At 46.9% G+C, this 18,198-nt stretch carries 12 protein-coding genes and 6 pseudogenes; 1 reads left to right on the top strand and 17 read right to left on the bottom strand.

Annotation, left to right across the window (positions count from 1 at the left end; translation table 11 throughout):
- Nucleotides 1–371: 371 nt before the first annotated feature.
- From JSQ80_RS23235 to JSQ80_RS23190, 10 genes and pseudogenes are all read right to left on the bottom strand, one after another.
- The gene (locus JSQ80_RS23235) at nt 372–2,645 is read right to left on the bottom strand and encodes a beta-glucosidase family protein (RefSeq protein WP_206096865.1); all 2,274 of its coding nucleotides are present in this window, start codon (nt 2,643–2,645) and stop codon (nt 372–374) included.
- Between the two features lie 18 nt (nt 2,646–2,663).
- Nucleotides 2,664–3,911 carry a PTS sugar transporter subunit IIC gene (locus tag JSQ80_RS23230; RefSeq protein ID WP_206096864.1) on the bottom strand — a complete coding sequence of 416 codons (1,248 nt, stop codon included), beginning with the start codon at nt 3,909–3,911 and terminating at the stop codon, nt 2,664–2,666.
- Nucleotides 3,912–4,135: 224 nt separating this feature from the next.
- A complete protein-coding gene (locus tag JSQ80_RS23225; RefSeq protein WP_206096863.1) occupies nt 4,136–6,631 on the bottom strand; it encodes a GH39 family glycosyl hydrolase in 2,496 nt (831 codons plus the stop codon).
- A 304-nt stretch (nt 6,632–6,935) separates the two neighbouring features.
- The gene (locus tag JSQ80_RS23220; RefSeq protein WP_206096862.1) at nt 6,936–7,316 is read right to left on the bottom strand and encodes an NUDIX hydrolase; all 381 of its coding nucleotides are present in this window, start codon (nt 7,314–7,316) and stop codon (nt 6,936–6,938) included.
- A 54-nt stretch (nt 7,317–7,370) separates the two neighbouring features.
- Entirely contained in the window at nt 7,371–8,063 is a 693-nt protein-coding gene (locus tag JSQ80_RS23215) for a DUF1963 domain-containing protein (protein ID WP_240463781.1), read from the bottom strand.
- A gap of 69 nt (nt 8,064–8,132) precedes the next feature.
- The gene (locus tag JSQ80_RS23210) at nt 8,133–8,678 is read right to left on the bottom strand and encodes a hypothetical protein (RefSeq protein WP_206096861.1); all 546 of its coding nucleotides are present in this window, start codon (nt 8,676–8,678) and stop codon (nt 8,133–8,135) included.
- Between the two features lie 294 nt (nt 8,679–8,972).
- Nucleotides 8,973–9,122: pseudogene (locus JSQ80_RS23205) on the bottom strand (DUF1259 domain-containing protein); the annotation flags it as partial.
- Nucleotides 9,123–9,446: 324 nt separating this feature from the next.
- Entirely contained in the window at nt 9,447–9,965 is a 519-nt protein-coding gene (locus JSQ80_RS23200; RefSeq protein WP_206096860.1) for a hypothetical protein, read from the bottom strand.
- A 37-nt stretch (nt 9,966–10,002) separates the two neighbouring features.
- Entirely contained in the window at nt 10,003–10,167 is a 165-nt protein-coding gene (locus tag JSQ80_RS23195) for a hypothetical protein (RefSeq protein ID WP_206096859.1), read from the bottom strand.
- 23 nt (nt 10,168–10,190) lie between these two features.
- Nucleotides 10,191–10,673, bottom strand: coding sequence for an 8-oxo-dGTP diphosphatase (locus JSQ80_RS23190; RefSeq protein WP_206096858.1), 483 nt, complete (start codon nt 10,671–10,673; stop codon nt 10,191–10,193).
- Between the two features lie 99 nt (nt 10,674–10,772).
- Here JSQ80_RS23190 and JSQ80_RS23185 point away from each other — a divergent pair, with 99 nt between their 5' ends.
- Nucleotides 10,773–11,006: a DUF3951 domain-containing protein gene (locus JSQ80_RS23185; protein ID WP_206096857.1), complete on the top strand. Its 234-nt coding sequence runs from the start codon at nt 10,773–10,775 to the stop codon at nt 11,004–11,006.
- A gap of 242 nt (nt 11,007–11,248) precedes the next feature.
- On the opposite strand, the gene JSQ80_RS23180 is transcribed toward JSQ80_RS23185, so the two are convergent.
- From JSQ80_RS23180 to JSQ80_RS23150, 7 genes and pseudogenes are all read right to left on the bottom strand, one after another.
- The gene (locus JSQ80_RS23180) at nt 11,249–11,821 is read right to left on the bottom strand and encodes a GNAT family N-acetyltransferase (RefSeq protein ID WP_240463780.1); all 573 of its coding nucleotides are present in this window, start codon (nt 11,819–11,821) and stop codon (nt 11,249–11,251) included.
- A gap of 113 nt (nt 11,822–11,934) precedes the next feature.
- Nucleotides 11,935–13,027: pseudogene (locus JSQ80_RS30075) on the bottom strand (undecaprenyldiphospho-muramoylpentapeptide beta-N-acetylglucosaminyltransferase).
- Nucleotides 13,024–13,654: pseudogene (locus JSQ80_RS23170) on the bottom strand (polysaccharide biosynthesis protein). The pseudogenes JSQ80_RS30075 and JSQ80_RS23170 overlap by 4 nt, the downstream one beginning before the upstream one ends.
- A 181-nt stretch (nt 13,655–13,835) precedes the next feature.
- Nucleotides 13,836–14,987, bottom strand: a pseudogene (locus JSQ80_RS23165) (IS3 family transposase).
- Nucleotides 14,988–15,068: 81 nt separating this feature from the next.
- Nucleotides 15,069–15,660, bottom strand: a pseudogene (locus JSQ80_RS23160) (RHS repeat-associated core domain-containing protein); the annotation flags it as partial.
- Nucleotides 15,661–16,385: 725 nt separating this feature from the next.
- Nucleotides 16,386–17,351: pseudogene (locus tag JSQ80_RS23155) on the bottom strand (polymorphic toxin-type HINT domain-containing protein); the annotation flags it as partial.
- Nucleotides 17,352–17,709: 358 nt separating this feature from the next.
- Nucleotides 17,710–18,192 (bottom strand): hypothetical protein, encoded by a 483-nt coding sequence (locus JSQ80_RS23150; protein WP_206096855.1) that lies wholly within the window; start codon nt 18,190–18,192, stop codon nt 17,710–17,712.
- Between the last annotated feature and the right edge of the window lie 6 nt (nt 18,193–18,198).

The following is an 18,198-nucleotide window of genomic DNA, read 5'->3' as shown; positions in this document are numbered from 1 at the left end:
ATATATAAAAACATATTGGCGATATTCAATTATTTATGACGTCATTTTGAAAATGCTTTCATTAGTGTCGAAAATAAAAAAATAGAGAGTCATTATCTTGAACTGCTGTTTATCCGAAGCTTCCGGGGGATGGAATAACGACTTCTCAGCTGCAAACGTCAGACGGCTTCCATTTTTCAGAGAAAAAAAGACAGAAAAAAAGCCGCCAAACACAACAAAAATCCTTGTGTTTAGCAGCTTTTCAGTTATGGAGCCAGAGGGATGCTGCTTGAATGTCCTCGTTGTCGAAGTTCACCCAATGACGGATAACAGCCTTATCGATCGTATTCAACGTCGTGCTCCTTCGTCTGCGCAATTGTTTCATCTGTTTGCTAAGCATGCCGCTCGCGATCGAACTTTTGAATCAATTGCTCCATGACCTGATCGGGCGATCTGTCAATCAGCCAGCTTTGCCCGAACATTTGAATAATCTTGATCGCCGGGAAGTCGCCCCAGAATCCGATAAACTCGTCATCAAGACGAATCTTGTCGCTCACGTGAGCATTCATTTCTTCCAGGCAGCTTTCAAGGATGGCTCTTGCAATCGGATGGCTAAGCCAATCGCTTAATAAGCTGAACTTATGAAAGGAAATTTCTTCGTCTCCGAAATGGCAGTGCAATCTCTCGCAAATGCGGATATCCCGCGAAGAGCTTCCGATCATGAGCTGGAAATAGCCCGTTTCCGCGACCCATTTGTTATATTTCGTGTTGTAATACGCAAAGTCCCGTTCTTCCAGAACAAAACGGACTTCCTTCTTCTCGCCGGGCTCAAGCGCGAGCTTAGCGAACGCTTTGAGCTCCTTCTCCGGACGCACCCATTTGCACTCCTCGTCATGCACGTACAACTGCACAACTTCTTTGCCGAACACGTCGCCTGTATTTTCTACGCTGCATGTGACGGTCACTTGTCCGCTATGCTGTACAGCCTTCAAATTCGAATAAGCGAACCTCGCATACGATAAGCCGTGCCCGAACGGGAATTGCGGCGCAAGCTCCTTCCTGTCATAATACCGGTATCCGACAAACATTCCCTCCCGGTAATACAGCTTTCCGTTCTCGCCGCGCAGACGCATATGCGATGGATTGTCCGACAGCTTGACCGGGAACGTTTCGGACAATTTGCCTGACGGATTTACACGTCCGAACAAAATGTCGGCTATCGCTCTGCCGCTGCCTTGTCCGGCGAGCCACGAATGGAGGACGCCCGGCACATGCTGCACCCAAGGACGCATCGCAAGCGCTGTGCCGCTGCATGTGACGACGACGCAGCGCGGCTGAACCGCTGCTACCGCTTCAATGAGCTTCACTTGGTGCAAAGGCAACTCGATGCCGGTCAAGTCATGCATTTCCGATTCCGCAGACTCCGGCTGTCCGACGAACAGCACAGCCATATCCGCCTTCGCTGCCAGCGCCGCGCTTTCTTGGATGAGGAGATCATCCTCGCGGTCATCCTGAGGATAACCCTCCGCATAGGTCAGCGCAATCGAATCGGCCGCGATCTTCTTCATCTCTTCCCACGGAATATCCATGCAGGTCGGCGTTACCTTGGCACTTCCCGCTCCTTGAATTCTCGGCTGCTTCGCGAATTTTCCGATGACGGCGACGGACGTTACCTTGGCGGCGTCAATCGGAAGAATGCAATTGTCGTTTTTAAGCAGCACCATGCTTTCGGACGCCGCTTTCCTTGCCAGCTCATGGTAATCGATGGCGGCTTGCCCGCGATTGTCCTGCGAAGCGGTTGTTTTACGCACGAGTTCGAGAATGCGGCGCACAATCTTATCGAGCTGCGCCTCCTCCAACTGCCCGGCTTCCACCGCCTCCACAATCGCCTTCGTGTTGTAATGAGCCGGTCCCGGCATTTCCAAATCGAGGCCGGCCTTGAGTCCGCTTATACGGTCGTTGACGGCAGTCCAATCGGACAGGACAACGCCTTCATATCCCCATTCCTCGCGCAAAATATCATTCAGCAAATGTTCGTTCTCGCTGGCATAGGAACCGTTCACGAGATTATAAGAGCACATGATGGTCCAAGGATTCGCTTTTTTAACAATTCGTTCGAAGGCGTTCAAATAAATTTCACGCAGCGTCCGCTCGTCTACCTCCGAGCTTGTGATCATCTTCTCGTACTCTTGATTGTTGCAAGCGTAATGCTTGACTGAAGCGCCGACGCCTTGGCTTTGCAAGCCATTCACGAAAGCAGCGCCAAGCTCGCCCGACAAGCAAGGATCCTCAGAATAGTATTCGAAATTTCGACCGCCGAGGGGGGTGCGCTTCATGTTGATGCCTGGTCCCAGAAGCAGCTGAACGCCCATCTGTCTGCCCTCTGCGCCAAGAGCGACTCCAACCTCATGAAGCAGCTCCGTGTTCCACGATGAGCCGATCGCCGATCCGGTCGGATAACATGTAGCCGGCATATTTTCCCCCGTAATGCCGAGTTCCTCATCGCTGTTCGTTTTGCGAATGCCGTTCGTCCCGTCATACATATGAATCGGCGGAACGCCCAGGCGGTCGACTCCTTTCGTCATCCACATATTCAGACCGGCGCACAGCGCGGCTTTTTCTTCCAGTGTCATCGCTTTCAATAAATCTTCTGTTGCATGTTTCATTTTGCATTCCTCCTCGTTCTACCCTTCCTGCAGATCGGCCCGCTCTTTTTCTTTCTTCAGCTCCTGCAAGTCATACACTTTAAAGAATGGAAACCATACGACGAAAATAATGAGCAATACTACCGCGAGCAAAATCAATCCCTTCAATCCGGATAAAATATAGGTTGACAATCCAATTGGCGTATACCACAGCTGGTACACCTTGGCCGGTATGTCGACAAGACCGGAATCGAGCACCATGTAGACAATAATTGGCGTGATGAGACCATTAATCCACATCGGAATCATTAAAATGGGATTGAAAGCGATCGGCGCCCCATAAATGACCGGCTCGTTAATATTGAACAGCGAGGGAACAATCGTCGCTTTACCGATCGAGTTCAATTTTTTTGACTTCGCGAACAGGAACCAGATGATGAGCGGCAGCGTCGCGCCTAGTCCGCCAACGCCTACCCAACCGGAGAAAAACGTTTCGAATGTATTAATGTTGACAGGTTCCAAGCCTTGCGAGGCCAAAGCGGCATTCTCCTCGATCGCGGGAATCCATATCGAATAAAAGATCGGGGTCATCACCCAAGGGCTGACGCCGAAGGAATAAAGCACAACGCCGATAAAATTAAACAATACGAAGCCGGCGAGGCTTTGGCTGATCGTGTTAAGCGGCTTGAATACGTTGACGATAAGTTCGAAAATATCAAAATCAAGCTGATAGATAAGCACCCAGCCGAACATCAGAATCAGACCGATCGGAACGAGAAAGTCAAACCAGTCCACGATAAACTCAGGCAGCTTCGTATCTTTCTTGAACCAAGAGAAGCGGTTAAACATATTCATGACGAGCGCTACAAGGATACCGACAAGCAGCGCAGTAATCATGCCGGACGGTCCAAACCGCTCCAATAGAAACTGAATCGTGCCGTCATCGCTAATCTTCGGTTTCAACAGCATCATAAACAAGGACAAGCCTGTTGCTCCCGCAATCAGCTTGATTTTGTGCCGATCCTTTTTCTGCATGACCATATATGGCGTCAGAAAGGCAATAAATATGCCGAGAAGACCAAAGCTGAACGTTGTAATCGGTGTCAAATCAGGCATTCCCGGAAAATAATTATTCAGAATCGATACCAGCGTAATCAATGAACCGATGAAGATCATCGGCAACGCGACCATGATCGCTTCTTGAATGGAGTCCACCCAGACATTTTTCGTGAATGCTTCCAGCCGCGGCGCGAATTTTTCCGTCATCCACTTCATCAGACGATCCATTATCCTTCCTCCCCTGCGTTCTGTTTAGCGCTTTTCGATTGCTTGTTTAGTATAAAATCTTTTGTTACCGCTTTCTTGTTGTTATTTGCCGCGTGTTGGTTCACTTTTTGCCTTATCGAAGCCCCTTACCATATAGATTGGCCTCCGCGAAGTAACGTATACAGCAAAAAACACCTCTTGGCTGTTAGAGGTGCTTCATCCTTCGCGTGGTATATAATGAACAATCAAAATTGTTTATCCAATGTAATCAACAGGACGCCATGAGACGGAATAATAAAGGTCTGCTCATAGCTTTGCGCATCGGTCAACTGTTCCGTCCGCAATTCGGGGCCGCTTTTATTTCGTAAATACGCTATTTCTTCCTCCGACGGAGAAGCCGGCTTACCCAGCCGAATCCATTCGTCGAACACGGATCCGTGCTCGCGATCAATCCGGTAGCTCGTCAGCTTATAATTGCCCCTTAAGCCATCCAGCTTAAGATGATAGGCTCTGTTTCCTCTCTCCTCAAAAATAGTGTACCTGCTCGTTTCCGTCAACCCCGACCAATCGCCGCTTGCGAACAGCTGATCCACATGCGTGTAATGGTACATTAATAGCTGCAGGCTTCCGTCGTTCCGGCTCGTTACGATATAGCCGTCCCCGCGAGCGACAAGTCTCTCTCCCAGCTTGGCCAGCAGCTCGAATGCATAAAAGCTCGGCTTCTTTAAGCCGTTGCGATTCATTAAGCCGAACCCGCCGTAGAACAGCGGCTGCGGGACTTGGCTTTCTTCGAAAACATCAGTGAACGACCAGAATGCGATTGACGTCAGCGTTCCTATCGTTCGGAGCGCATGATGAATGACGAAGGGTCCCATAAACATCGTATCGTGAACCAAATTGCGGTCATAGAGGGAGAAGTTCCACTCTGTCATATGCAGCTCAAGGCCCGGCGCTTCGTTCTCGCCAATTTGAGCTCTTAGCCGCTCTATGCTCTCAAGGTAGAAGGATGGCGGCATGATCTCCGTCAGCCTGTTGGCCTCTTCCTTCAGATTCGGATATTCCGAGTACACATGAAACGAAAAAAAGTCAATCGGCACATCCCCGTCGCGGCAATAAACCATAAAATCCTTCGCCCAGCTGTCATTCCACAGCGAGCCGTAGCCGAGCGCAGGTCCGCCTACACGCAGTTCCGCAGAAACCGACTTGATCGTACGCGCGGTGGAGTTGTAAAATTCAAAATACTGCTCCTTCGTGCCTGCCCAGCAAACGCCTGCCAGATCAGGTTCGTTCCATACTTCGAAATACCACTTCTTCACTTCATCCAATCCGTACCGATTCAGGCAATGACAAACAAATTCGCGCACAAGCGCATCCCACTTGCTCTGGACCGCCGGCGGGGAAATATTGCCCTTCCACCAAAAAATCGTCTCGTTCGAGCGGCGCAGCAGCGTCGGCATGAAGCTCAGTTCCACGAATGGGCGTAACCCCGCTTGCAACAAGAAGTCATACAGCTTGTCTACATAAGACCAGTTATAGATAGGCAGGCCGTCCTCCGTTTCGCTATATACCATCATCTCGTCATTGAATATGCCATGGAATCGGATATGGGTGAAAGCAAGGCTTCGCTGCAGGTCCAGCAATTGCTCCTGCCAATCCGCTCGGAGCCCTTCAGCGGCCCTGCCGGCGGTTGTCACCCGATTCCAATGCTGCTCATAAGGAAGACCTGAATGGTCTGCGTGTATTTGAATATCAATCCGGTCATGAACGATACTCCTTCTGTCAAAGGCAGTCGTATCCTCTTCAGTTCGCTCCAAATAACGGTATAACGACTCCATCGCTTGTATCGTATCGGTTTCATAATAATCGCCGCTTGACGATTCAGCATAAGTGAGCGGCTTCCTCGCCGGACTGATTGGCGTCTCGGTTATTGCCGCGTCTCGAAAAGCGCTTGGCGTGCAATCGTACTTCTCTTTGAAATATTTGTTGAATAGCTTCACGTTCGCAAAACCGCAGTCCAAGGCGATTTGCGTTATGCTTTTGTCGGACTCCGTCAACTCGGCTTCCGCCTTCTCCAAACGGACCGAAGTCAAATATTTCTGAAACGGGATGCCGATTTTATCGCTAAAGAAATGGGAGAAGTAATGCAAGCTTAGATGCTCCTCATCGGCGATTGTTTGCAGCGTTATTTTCTGGCTATAATTACGATCGACGAATTGCAGCACGCGATTGAGCCGCTTGTAATCGTATGCCTTGTTATTCTCTAGAGACGCTTCGTTCAAGCCAGTCGAGAAATAACGCAGCAGATGGCCAGCCAGCAGTTGAAGCGCGCCCATTGAATAATTCCGGCAGCCTGGCGCCTTCTTGCTTGCCTCCCATGCCAATTCCGCAAGATACCGGCGAATCCGATCATAACGGTCGCGGTCGCCGGGCGTCTGGTTCAAAGAGTTGCACTCCACGAACGTATGATTATCCAGAAGGTCAGGATTAAACTGGAGAGTCAGCAGCACATTGTCTTGGCTTGTGCGCTCGATCTGGTGGATGGACATGCTGTTCACGACAATAATATCGTCCTGCTTCAATGTGTACGGACGCTGATCCAAATAGATGGTGATGGTGCCCTGCAACACATAAATAATTTCAATTTCCTTATGCCAATGAAAAGGAATATGTGCAACGCTATTGACAAACAGCCGAATCGGCAAGTCTTCTTGATGCTCGATAAACTCATAATGATAGCGCATATCGATACCCTTTCCATTTTGTTGAGTGTCTGCTTAAAGGGGATAATACCACAGGTGGAGGTCACTTTTCGATGGATCAAGCAATACTTGAACATGCCGCCTATTTGGCACGACATAACATGCCGTCTATGGTTTCACTTGTACACCGCCCTCATGGTGTAGGTTTTGTTAAAATCGCTGGATGATGCAACAAGTTCAATCCTTTCACGACATGTGACTATCTGCGATCTCTCCCAGAGAAAGCGCTGTCTAATCTCACTGCATGCATTGCTTGGAACGAATTCTCTTGATCAGACATTGTCCGCTATTCCTTCGCCAAGCGTTGCATCACGATATCACGGATCTGCTTCGTTATGGAATCGAACTTGGCTTCATCCTGCAAGTCAATCCAGTCAACCTCTACGATTTCTTGATTATATGGCTTCGTCTTATCTAATGATAACGTCCCGCCGATGATCTCCGCCCAGTACGTGTGCTTATGTTTAACCTCTGTCATTCGCTCGTGAAGTGTAATCTCATATCCTGTTTCTTCCTTGACTTCGCGAATACACGCTTCTTCAGGCGTTTCTCCTTGCTCGATACCTCCGCCGGGATAACTCCATACCAATTTCCCGCGATCCGTACGCTGCCTAACCATCAGAATCTGATTATTGTTTCTAACGATGATAGCTTGAGATCTCAGCATAACCACCCTCTCTTTACATAAATAACGAACCATGAAATAATTCCGTCTTCACCCTTAATAACAATCCCAGTACATATACCACTCGCCGTCCACACGCGATCTGTAAAGATACAGATTTCCATTGTCACCGATCATGAAGCGCGGTTTCTCCTCGGATGCGATCTGCATGACGAATTGGCAGTCTGCGAGCGAGACCGGAGATTGGATGTAGGATGGATAACCGCCGATTTTAGTAAACGTATAGCGCGTGAATTCATCAAAGAATTGGTCGCTTAATTCGTCATCCTCATTAACCTCCGTCAAATCGGCGTAATCCCACGCCTCTTCCCAGCACGGATAATCACATTCTTCGGACAAGTGCCATTTCATCTGAAATTCCCTTAATCCTCTCGCCTCTTCCGGCGTGTCAACCAACTGCAATCCGTCCACGGATCGATGCTCGATCAGCTTCCATCCGTCTCCGTTCTTCGCGGGCTCGAGCGGCAACTGCTTCCTGTTCAGAAATACTTGAATCATGCCGGACTTTCCCACGCCTTCTATACCGCCGGGTATTTCAGGCACATACGCTTGCAGTACGGGAATCATATAGCCATCTTCATCCCTAGGCCATCCCGATTCTGCATCTATGTAAAAATGTCCGCCAAACCAGCTCCGTCTGCCATCCTCCGGACGGAATCCGCCTATCTGTGCTTTCACCGGTTTCTTTCCTATTCCTCGCAGCGTCTTAAATGCCTCACTCTCCATCATTGTTCACCTCTTGTATGCAATATTATATCTATGCAGCCGAAGTCAGATCCATTGGTAAACATAAGCAGTCTACTCCGCTGCGGCTCCCATGCGGCTCACATCAAGATGATCGACGAGCTGCAGCTGAATCGTTTCCTTGTTTTTCTTTCCGTCATTATCCTTCCAGATCATTTCAACGTACGTATTCTCATAATCTTGCTTCGACTTCGCTGTTTCACCGTACTCATAAGGCCCCGTAATAGTCCCTATCTTGTTCACATTGACAAGCATACTCACTGTACCGCCCTGCGAGCTTGCGCTTTTACTTAACACTGTCTGATATCCGAACTTCGGATCAGGTTCATAAAAATGGACCGAAAAATAGTCGCTGTCGGCAACGTCGTCTGCTTTGCCCAAGTAAGTCAAGCTGGCATTGCCCCGTTGTATGTTATCGGGAGTCACTACAATTCGATAATTGTCCACCCGCCAATTGACACCGTTGCCTGCTAACGTATAGATGTCTGTCCCTTTGTTGTCGTGATGTCCCTGTTGTCCCTGCTGATAAGCATAGAATATCCCCCAGCCTGCATTTGTAAGAAGGAGGAGCACGGCTAACCACATCGTTTTTTTCATCATTGCCTCCTATTCCCAGCCTCTATTCCATATCTTACTTAATAATGCAGCCTGATCAAAGGGCTAAATGAAAGAAAACTGTAAATTACGCCAAAAGTAAATCGGTGGGCGCAGGAAGGGCAGACCTGGAAGGAGCTGAGGAAGTCCTGAAGATGAATGAACGAATTCCGGTCTGTCCGTCATCATTGGGCAGGGCGATTTTCTTCCCAAAAACAAAAAACGCCTGGTTTCCCAGACGTTACATAGTTAATGTTGGTGGAGCCTTAAACTTCAATCTTATCTACAGAATTCCCTTCATTAAATAACATCAAGCGCTCTCCTGACTTTTCTTGCGAAAACAAGCGATTTTTCAACCGCTTCGATGTTGACATAAATCAAACGAGGGCGCTCGAATAGCCATTCGTTGTGTATAGAAGTAACTTTGATTCCTTGATTGCGAATGGCCGTACTGCCTGCAAAGCGATCCGTTGCTTGCCATACTTTCATCCCTCCCTATTCCATTTAGGGTATGAGTATAAGACCAGGGTACCAGGGTTGAAACGGATCCTCGCCTACTTTATTAGCTGCCAAACGGCAACCTGCAGAATGATGTCCCCCAATTATTACACCTGCTCGTAATCGTTCCTGACCGTAAGGGTGAATGGAACTAAGGACTCTTCTATAGAGGCCTGCAACCATATTGCCGTTTCCAAGGCAGGGGGGGCTGCTGCCATTCCTGCCTGCGCGCAAATAAAAAACGAGCCTAGTCCCGGCTCGCTTCTGTGTTGCAACCTATGTATCCTTTGATTCCGCCGTCTGGGCCAGAGCCAGTTCCCCCACCACCGTGTGCAGCAGCTTCGGCTTGGAAAACAGATTATATCCGATGGATCGCAATGTATAAATAGGGCCAAATGGCAAGGCCCACCAGCCGAAGAGGAACGTGTACGCCGTAAACATCAAATTCAAGAGCGGCGTATAGTGGTAGCCCTTCACGTAATGGCGGGTTTTGCTCCGTATGCTAATAAGACCGAACGAAAAACAAACTTCATACTGGACGAGTTCCGAATCCTTGTCGAGCCGAATGCCATCATAAATGAGCTCGGAGGACATCATGAACTGTTCCCGATTGGTCAGGAGCCAGACTTCAAAATCAGCCTTTTTCCGGGCATTCCGGCGAAAGATTACATATAATAGAAATAGGATAATTGCGATAACGATCTGGAATATCGCATTGCTCATATCTTGCCGATATATGCTGTTGCCTAAACCAAGCAGGAAGAGGAAACATATGAAAAGCAATAATTTGTGCATCTGTCCATCACCTGTTTATATGGTTTGTCGAATCCTTTCATGCACTTGGTTTCATGCGATTTACGATAATACCGTTTAACATCAACCCGTCTTGCTTCAACCGTTCCCGATTCTCGACAATCCAGTCGGAGAATTCGTCATTCAGGCGATGATCCCGCCAAAACAAGAGAGAAAATACGAATGTAACGATCGAAATATGCATAGAGGTGTCTCCTGATCGTTTATCTACTTTAATATTTTAATGCTCTCCTCTATCGGCTCATTGGCATCCTCATCCCACACGACCGAAATTTCAAATGTGCCTTGTTCAAAGAACAAAGGAAACCGTCTCTTGAACCAAGGCTGCATCGGCAGTTCCATCGCTTCTTCGATCGATACCCAGAGCAGATCGCCCTCCGGCGGATTGGCCAGCAGTTCTCCCTCATACGAATCTGCTACATAGTTGAACACCATGTACCGATAGTTTTTTTGCGGGACAACGTACTCGTCGAGCCCTTTATAAATCAGGTTCTTAACGCGAAGCCCCGTCTCTTCATACACTTCTCGAATAGCGCCTTCCGATAAGCTTTCCGGGAAATCCACCTTCCCTCCAGGTCCCAAATAACCGGGAAATCCGCGTTCATTGGGGCGATTGATCAACAGCACACGATCGCCGTCTTGCACCAGGCACATCGTGTACATGCCATATTTTACTTCCTGCTGCGTCATCTGTCATTCACCATTTTTCTTATGTAATACTCATTTTTTTGAAACATTTAAGAGCCCAGTTCGTACTAGCTACAAACTGAGAGGAAAGGATGTATCCGTATGGACGTCGGTGCGATAATGATATTCTCCTTGCTTATCCCTATATTGGTGCTCCTGGGCATCATCTCTTCCAAGATCATTGCCGGCAAAGGCCTTCCAGACAGCAACTACACGCCGTTCGACTACATTACCGGACATTCCGCCGTCGAATTCCACGAAGAGAAGGAAGACAAGGAAGAAGAAGACGATCAGGGCGATGACAAGGACAAAAATAAGAGAAAGAAAAAGTCATAATCTATAGCAGTCGGGCTCGATTGAGCCCTTCTCATTTCCCGCATCATTCTCCATATGCTGCTTTGACTCGCTCGCATTTTATCTCGCAATTCATTTATTGATTGTACCATCATATTCCACAATGTGACAAGAATGTTGCAGCGCCAAGCCACAGTGAGGGGCACTCGTTCACATACGTTTTGACTGCCTTTACTTTATACATGCTGTGGTGCGGATCCGGCTTCGGCTTGCCCCGGCACAGCCTACCATAGCATCTCTTCACCTAACTCCAGATAAACGTCTGTTCCATCAAAAGCGCTACGATTATTTTGCGCTTTATCCGAGAAAAAACGGATCATCGTAGACAACCCTAAAGAATCGCTGCGGAAAGGCTTGCTGCGTGTGCCGCCAACAAGGCATGTATTTTTTTGATATTCCCATCCGCCTTGCGTGTAAAAGCTGACTAAAGAAGGTTCACAAGTAAATATGCCGATATCCGGTTCATTTTCTTCTATATATGAAGCTGCTTCTTTTACAAGCTTTACCCCGAATCCTCGATGGCGGTAAGGAGGATTGGTCATGACCTCGCTTAGGCCGTAGGCTTTGTACGTCACTCCCCCATGTGTAATGTATTTCCATGGGACGGCAACATGACTAATCACGATATCGTTCTCGACCAATACAAACGATGTTGGATGAGTTCCCGGATTCTCCGGCCAATCTATATTCTCCCCCTTGCCTTCGAATGCTTGAGGCCACTGCTGCCGCATTAACCCTATAATCTGCTTTCTAAGATGCAAAGGACAATTTTCTTGGGCAAATTGAAGCAATTTCATTATTAAGCCCGCTCCTTTTGGATTAAGAATCGGATCTTCACTACCGTGTTTTCCCGTAAAAGAAGAGTATAATCACTATAGCGAAAAAAGCAACCAACAACCACTTTTCGATATTATGCCTCATGACGGCTGCTCTTTTCTGCCGTTTTTCTGATTAACGCCATGATTGTATCCACGGCTGAAGCTTCTTCGGCATCCCTTGATTTCATCTGCCTTATATAAGCTTCACGGTGTTGGTATACATCGAATAGACTCTCCATAAAATTTTCGTCGGTCAAATGCGCTTCAAGCAGCATTTTGGCGTACCCAGCCTGTTGAAAGTTCTCGGCATCAGGATCTGGCCAGTCCGGGCACCGCCGCTCGCATGCGGGATGAGCAGCATCGGCTTATGCAGCATAAGCAATTCATGGATGGAATTCGAGCCTGCGCGCGACACGACGACATCGGCCGCTGCCAAAAGATCCGGCAAACCAGCGCTCACATATTCAAATTGCTTATAACCTTGATCTGCGATGGATGCATCCGTTTTTCCTTTGCCGCAAATATGAATCACTTGAAAGTGCGCCAATAATTCCCTCAGCACGCTCCTAACAAGGTTATTAATCCGTTGCGCTCCTTGACTCCCTCCCATAATGAGCAGCGCAGGCTGCTTGTCGCTGAAATGGCAGGCAGCAAGCCCGCGCTCGCGATTGCCCATCTTCAGCGCCTCCTTTGTGATGGCACCGACAGGTATCGTGTTGCCCGGACGGACATAGTTCTGCGTTTCCGCAAAGGTTGTGGCACATGGTTGCGGCAAACGGCAGTGAAATCCTATTGGCAAGTCCGGGATAAACATCCGATTCGTGAAGGAGCGCTGCAACCGTTCCATTTTGCCCCGAGTACGGCCGGAACCGCCACAAAACCGCCCTGAGAAAAAATAAGATCGAGCTTCAGCTTTTTCATCAAAACGCAAGCTTGAAACACGCCCCGAATAATCTTAAATACATCAGTGACATTGGCCCAAGTAAAATATCTTCTCAGCTTCCCGGTTGAGATGGCATGATAATGAACCTGCTCGAACTCAGCCACAAGCTGTCTTTCAACCCCGTGCTCGGAGCCTATATAATGAATGTCCCATCCCTCCTGTATACATGTGGGAATGAGAACAAGATTTACGGCAACATGACCGGCAGAGCCGCCTCCCGTGAACATGATTCTTTTGCTCATGCCAAGAAACCGCCCGTTTGCAGCATCCTTCTCACTTCATCTTTGGTCATGAGCGATCTCTCGGAATGATAGCTTGAAAAATACACCGGAGGGCAGCTGGCATAATGCTCCTGAAGCCCTTCGATAGAAAAGGCTGGCAATATAACAAAGTATTGACCGTCAAAATGGATGGACCTGCCGCTTTCATCTTCCGAGATTAACGTCTCATGGAGTCTCTCGCCGGGACGCATGCCCAGTTGCTTGATTGGCACATCTCCCGTCCCGTATTGTTCAATCATGACCTGCGCGATATCTATAATTTTGCAGGATGGCATATTCATGACGAAGGTTTCACCGCCCCTGCTGTTCTCCGTTGCAACGATCAGCATGAGGACGCTTCAACGCAGCAAGATGATAGACCACATCGACTCCTTGGCAAGCTTGGGTGATTTCTTGCTTGTCGCGAATATCTCCGATGATGAATGTCAATCTAGGGTCATTGAGCTGCTGCTTCATTGTCACTTGCAGCGCTTCATTGCGCGAAAAGATACGAATTTCTTGCGGCTGATGATAGGTCAAGAGTTGACTGATCAACTCCCCTCCCCAAGAGCCTGTCCCTCCGGTAATTAAAATGGTTTTGTTCATCATGGTGTTCCTCCTAAATGCTTAGCGAGCAGGATCGCTGCGAAAGCATGCGCTTTGTACATGGGTGCTTACAAAGCCATCATAAATTGGCTATGTTACGCCAATATGACAAAGAGGAAAAGATTGATAGAACGAAGGATTATTGGACTACTGTCAATAGATTGGACACAAAGAATCGAGAGATTTACGCAGCTGAACGGTAGATACATTCGTATTGATTGGGTGTAAAATACCCAATTGAGGAATGGGATTCGTTTCCCATTGTAGAAGCAAGCAATGTACTCAAAAATCCGAGCCTTAGCATCTTTGCGGGTCTTGAACTTCTCTAAATAAACGAGTTCTTTCTTCAGTACACTTTGGAACGACTCGATACAAGCGTTATCATAGCAATTCCCTTTACGGCTCATGTTGCCTTTCATCTTATACGTTTTAAGCCGCTCCTGGTACTCCTGAGAAGCATACTGGCTTCCGCGATCAGAGTGATGGAGGACTTCGCCGCGTGGCTTTTGAACTCGGTAGGCTTGATCTAGCGCCTTGATCACAAGTGACTTGGTCATTCGTTCATCCATATGAAATCCTACGATTTTACGGCTGTATAAGTCCATGACACTGGCTAAATAAAGCCACCCCACATCGGTTGGGATGTAAGTGATGTCTGTCATCCAGATCTGGTTAGGCGCACTCGCTTGAAACTGTTGGTTCAGCACATTTGCGGCGACCGGCAAGTTATGTTTGGAATTCGTTGTCGCTTTATATTTCTTGACCGTACGAGATTTAAGGTCCAGTTCCTTCATGATACGAGCAACAGTTTTCTCGGTTACCTCTATCCCTTGCTTCTTTAGGGTTTCCCAGACTTTCCTGCTCCCGTAAAGACGCCTGTTGTCAAGAAAAATGCGGCGAATTTTCTTTTTCAGCCACTCATGGCGTTTGCTACGCTTGCTTTCTTTTCGCCGAGTCCAATCATAATAACCGCTTCGGGAGATTCCAAATACGGTGCACATCTTCGCGACACGGAGCTTGAAGCGGTGATCATGAATAAATTGATAGATCAGCGCCGGTCTTTTGCAAAGTAGTGCATCGCCTTTTTTAAGATTTCGTTCTCCTCTTCCAAATCACGAATCCGCTTCTGAAGATCACGCATGGCCTTTTCTTCTGGCTTCAGTTGCCCGCTACCGGGAAACGCTTGATTGCCGTCTTGTTTAAACTCGGCGATCCATCTGTAAATCGTATTTTCATGCAAGCCCATTTCTCGAGCTACCTGCGCCACCGACTTTCCTTCTTCTTGAATGAGTCGAACAGTTTGCAACTTGAATTCTTTGTCGTACTTTTTCGTCATGTCGGACACCTCGATTAAGAATGATTTTATTTTCGCATTCTCGGTTCTCCGTGTCCAATATTGAGTCTAGCACCATGCCATTTCGCTTGTCTCATCGTCTTTGGCTAGGAGTTTGTCACCTACCTCGATTTCCTCGACAGGTTTCTCCCCTTCGTCTGTTTGAACCTTGGTTCCAGCAGTAAAACAGTTACATCCTCCAACCGATCGGGCCTGTCCCTTCGCTCCCCCGCGTTCAACACGCAAAGCTGCAGCCCCCATAGCCAAGGATTCAGCAAAGGATATTTCCTGATGCCATTTATTATATGCCTCTATTAACTGTCCTCTTGCCCAGTCTGCATTTCCTGCACTGTTCGAATAGCTGCTTGTTTGGGTAAGCAATCCAAACAAGTAATTAAACCTGTTATGATCACTCTCATTGTACACCGCCTCAAACTGGGCGCCTATTAATGAATGGGCTTTCAAGTACCGTTCATCATTCGTCGAGTTTATTTTCATAGCCGCTTCTATTATGAGCTTCATTTCTGAAGGTATATACCGGTTCCCGCTAGGGTCAATAAACTTCAACGGATTGTTGGCCACGTACGTATACAAATTCAAGCTCAGTGGATTCCCTAGATCCCCCTTCATACGTATCCTCATTAATGAACCGCCCGATACTTGGATCATACCATCTGACCAGGTGGGGTAAAATATTCAACACTTGAAACAAATAATGTGCGTACATCCGAATTAGGAAAAACTCATATGGGGCTGATGAGGGTTAAGTTATCTTTGACAAAGCCGCCAAATTCATTCGGCACTGGGTGGGAAAAGAAAACCTTGAAGGAATATTCCCTCAAGGTTGATATTAATCATTTAAGTCCTTTCAATTGCTCGGTAGGATTCCAATCTTTAGGATGTTTTCGTCCTTTTGAGAACCATATACAACCATTACTAATCCACTTTTCTCTCCATTCTTTGTAAACAAACTCTTTATCAATTACGTCATCGTCATCGTAACCGTAATGAAATCCACAACATGGACATATTTCGTCAGAGGAGACTCCTCTATCATCATACGGAGGTTCATAAAGTCCGTCATAAATGCATACAAAACATCGATTCTTCATATTTACCTCACTTCCCTGGTTGCCTGCTCCAATAAGTTGGCGATGTTGGCTTATAATAAGTTTTGGTTGTACCGTCAGCATTGTATGAACCGTATGTATTGGTGTTCGAATCATACACTCTGATTGTTCCATCAGTATCAGTTTTAATCTGGTACTTACGTCTGTTATTAAAGAAGTTATTTGCCTTCTTAGCATATTCATCAGGGGTCTTTGCACCAAAATCAGCACCATGCCTATCAAAATGGTCTTGTAACGTCTTTTGGTTACCCCATTTATTAACACCACAGGCATTATGAGTCCAAATCCCAAGGTTCGAGACAAAATACGTATGGAAGTCCTTCACCTTGAAATTATAAACTGTAGCATGTTCCTTCTTAACCTCAATCTTCGCAATGGCTAATTCTTGGCCATCTGAAGTCGTCAGAACATCGCCGACCGCTAGGTACTGTGCTTCCACCCAACCTTTGCCGACAATCCAGAATGGATGCTCATCAGTAGTCGTTATGACTTCGCTGCCAACAGTAATATTATACGTTTCCTCAACATCACGTTGGAAGAGCCATTCCACTTCCTTGTATGCCATTTCGCTTGTTTCATCGTCTTTGGCTAGGACTTTATCTCCTACCTCAATTTCCTCGATAGGTTTCTCCCCTTCGTCTGTTTGAACCTTGGTTCCAGCAGTAAAACAGTTACATCCTCCAACCGATCGGGCCTGTCCCTTCGCTCCCCCGCGTTCAACACGCAAAGCGGCAGCCCCCATAGCCAAGGATTCAGCAAAGGATATTTCCTGATGCCATTTATTATATGCCTCTATTAACTGTCCTCTTGCCCAGTCTGCATTTCCTGCACTGTTCGAATAGCTGCTTGTTTGGGTAAGCAATCCAAACAAGTAATTAAACGTATTATTGTCACTTTCATTGTACACCGCCTCAAACTGGGCGCCTATTAATGAATGGGCTTTCAAGTACCGTTCATCATTCGTCGAGTTTATTTTCATTGCCGCTTCTATTATGAGCTTCATTTCTGAAGGTATATATCGGTTCCCGCTAGGGTCAATAAACTTCAACGGAGTGTTGGCCACGTACGTATACAAATTCAAGCTCAGTGGATTCCCTAGATCCCCTTCATACGTATCCTCATTAATAAATCGCCCGATACTTGGATCATACCATCTTGCGCGCAAATATTGTAAATTCGTTGCCGCGTCCCAGTACTCTCCCGAGTAGCGGAAAATGCTCGGGGCTTGCTCCTCTTGAGCTTCATTCCAGGCTTGAGCAGCTTTCAACATAGTCAAGCGATTGTATATCCGTCATATTTTGTTACTATTATGAGGATCGTGTGCTTCGCACCAGTGACGGTTGGTGGCTATAAGGTCGTTCAGCAGACGAGACATCATGAAATTCTGGAAAAGCCACAAAGTCTTACGGTCTTGGATGCAGCGGAACACAGGTCTCGAGCTTCGAGTATAAATCGCGTTTGATCTAGATAAAGGACATATCTCACGGGGCTGATGGGTGTTAAGTTCGTTTTAGATTAGCCGCCCGATTTATTCCGCACTGGGTGGTTATAAATGAAAAGACCTGCGGAAGAAATTTCCCCAGATCTAGTAATTATTATAATTCTTTGCTAATAGCTATAGAGGCGTCTAACCTCAAAATAGCAGGAAGTACCCTGTTGTTAAAATCTTCTTTATCTTTGGCATAAATACATAAAACTTGGTTGTATTCATCTTCAATCACATAAAAGACATATGCTGCTTCATGTATCGGTTTCTCGTTAGAAAGCACGATACATCTGAATAATGATTCGATACTTATTGCGATTCTAATATCTATTTTTTCTGTTGTTTTATACCATAGTATACTCGGTACAGCTTTAGGGGCCTGATATGGAAACAGCCATTCTCTGCTAACTATTGATTTATTTTTTTGTAGATACATTATTGTTTCTTGCTTTTCCGAGTCCATATTGCTCTCAATATATGCAAAATGAATTGTCTGGTTTATATTCGGAAAAGCTGAAAGAATTTCAATTACCTTTTCAGTTCCTCCATAGCCATAAACGTTTTTCAAGTAGTATATAGCTGATTCCGCCAACTAAAT

This window comes from Paenibacillus apiarius (assembly GCF_017052585.1).
Lineage (GTDB): Bacteria > Bacillota > Bacilli > Paenibacillales > Paenibacillaceae > Paenibacillus_B > Paenibacillus_B apiarius.
Note: the sequence above shows the minus strand (reverse complement) of the source record. Positions and strands in the feature narration are given on the sequence as shown.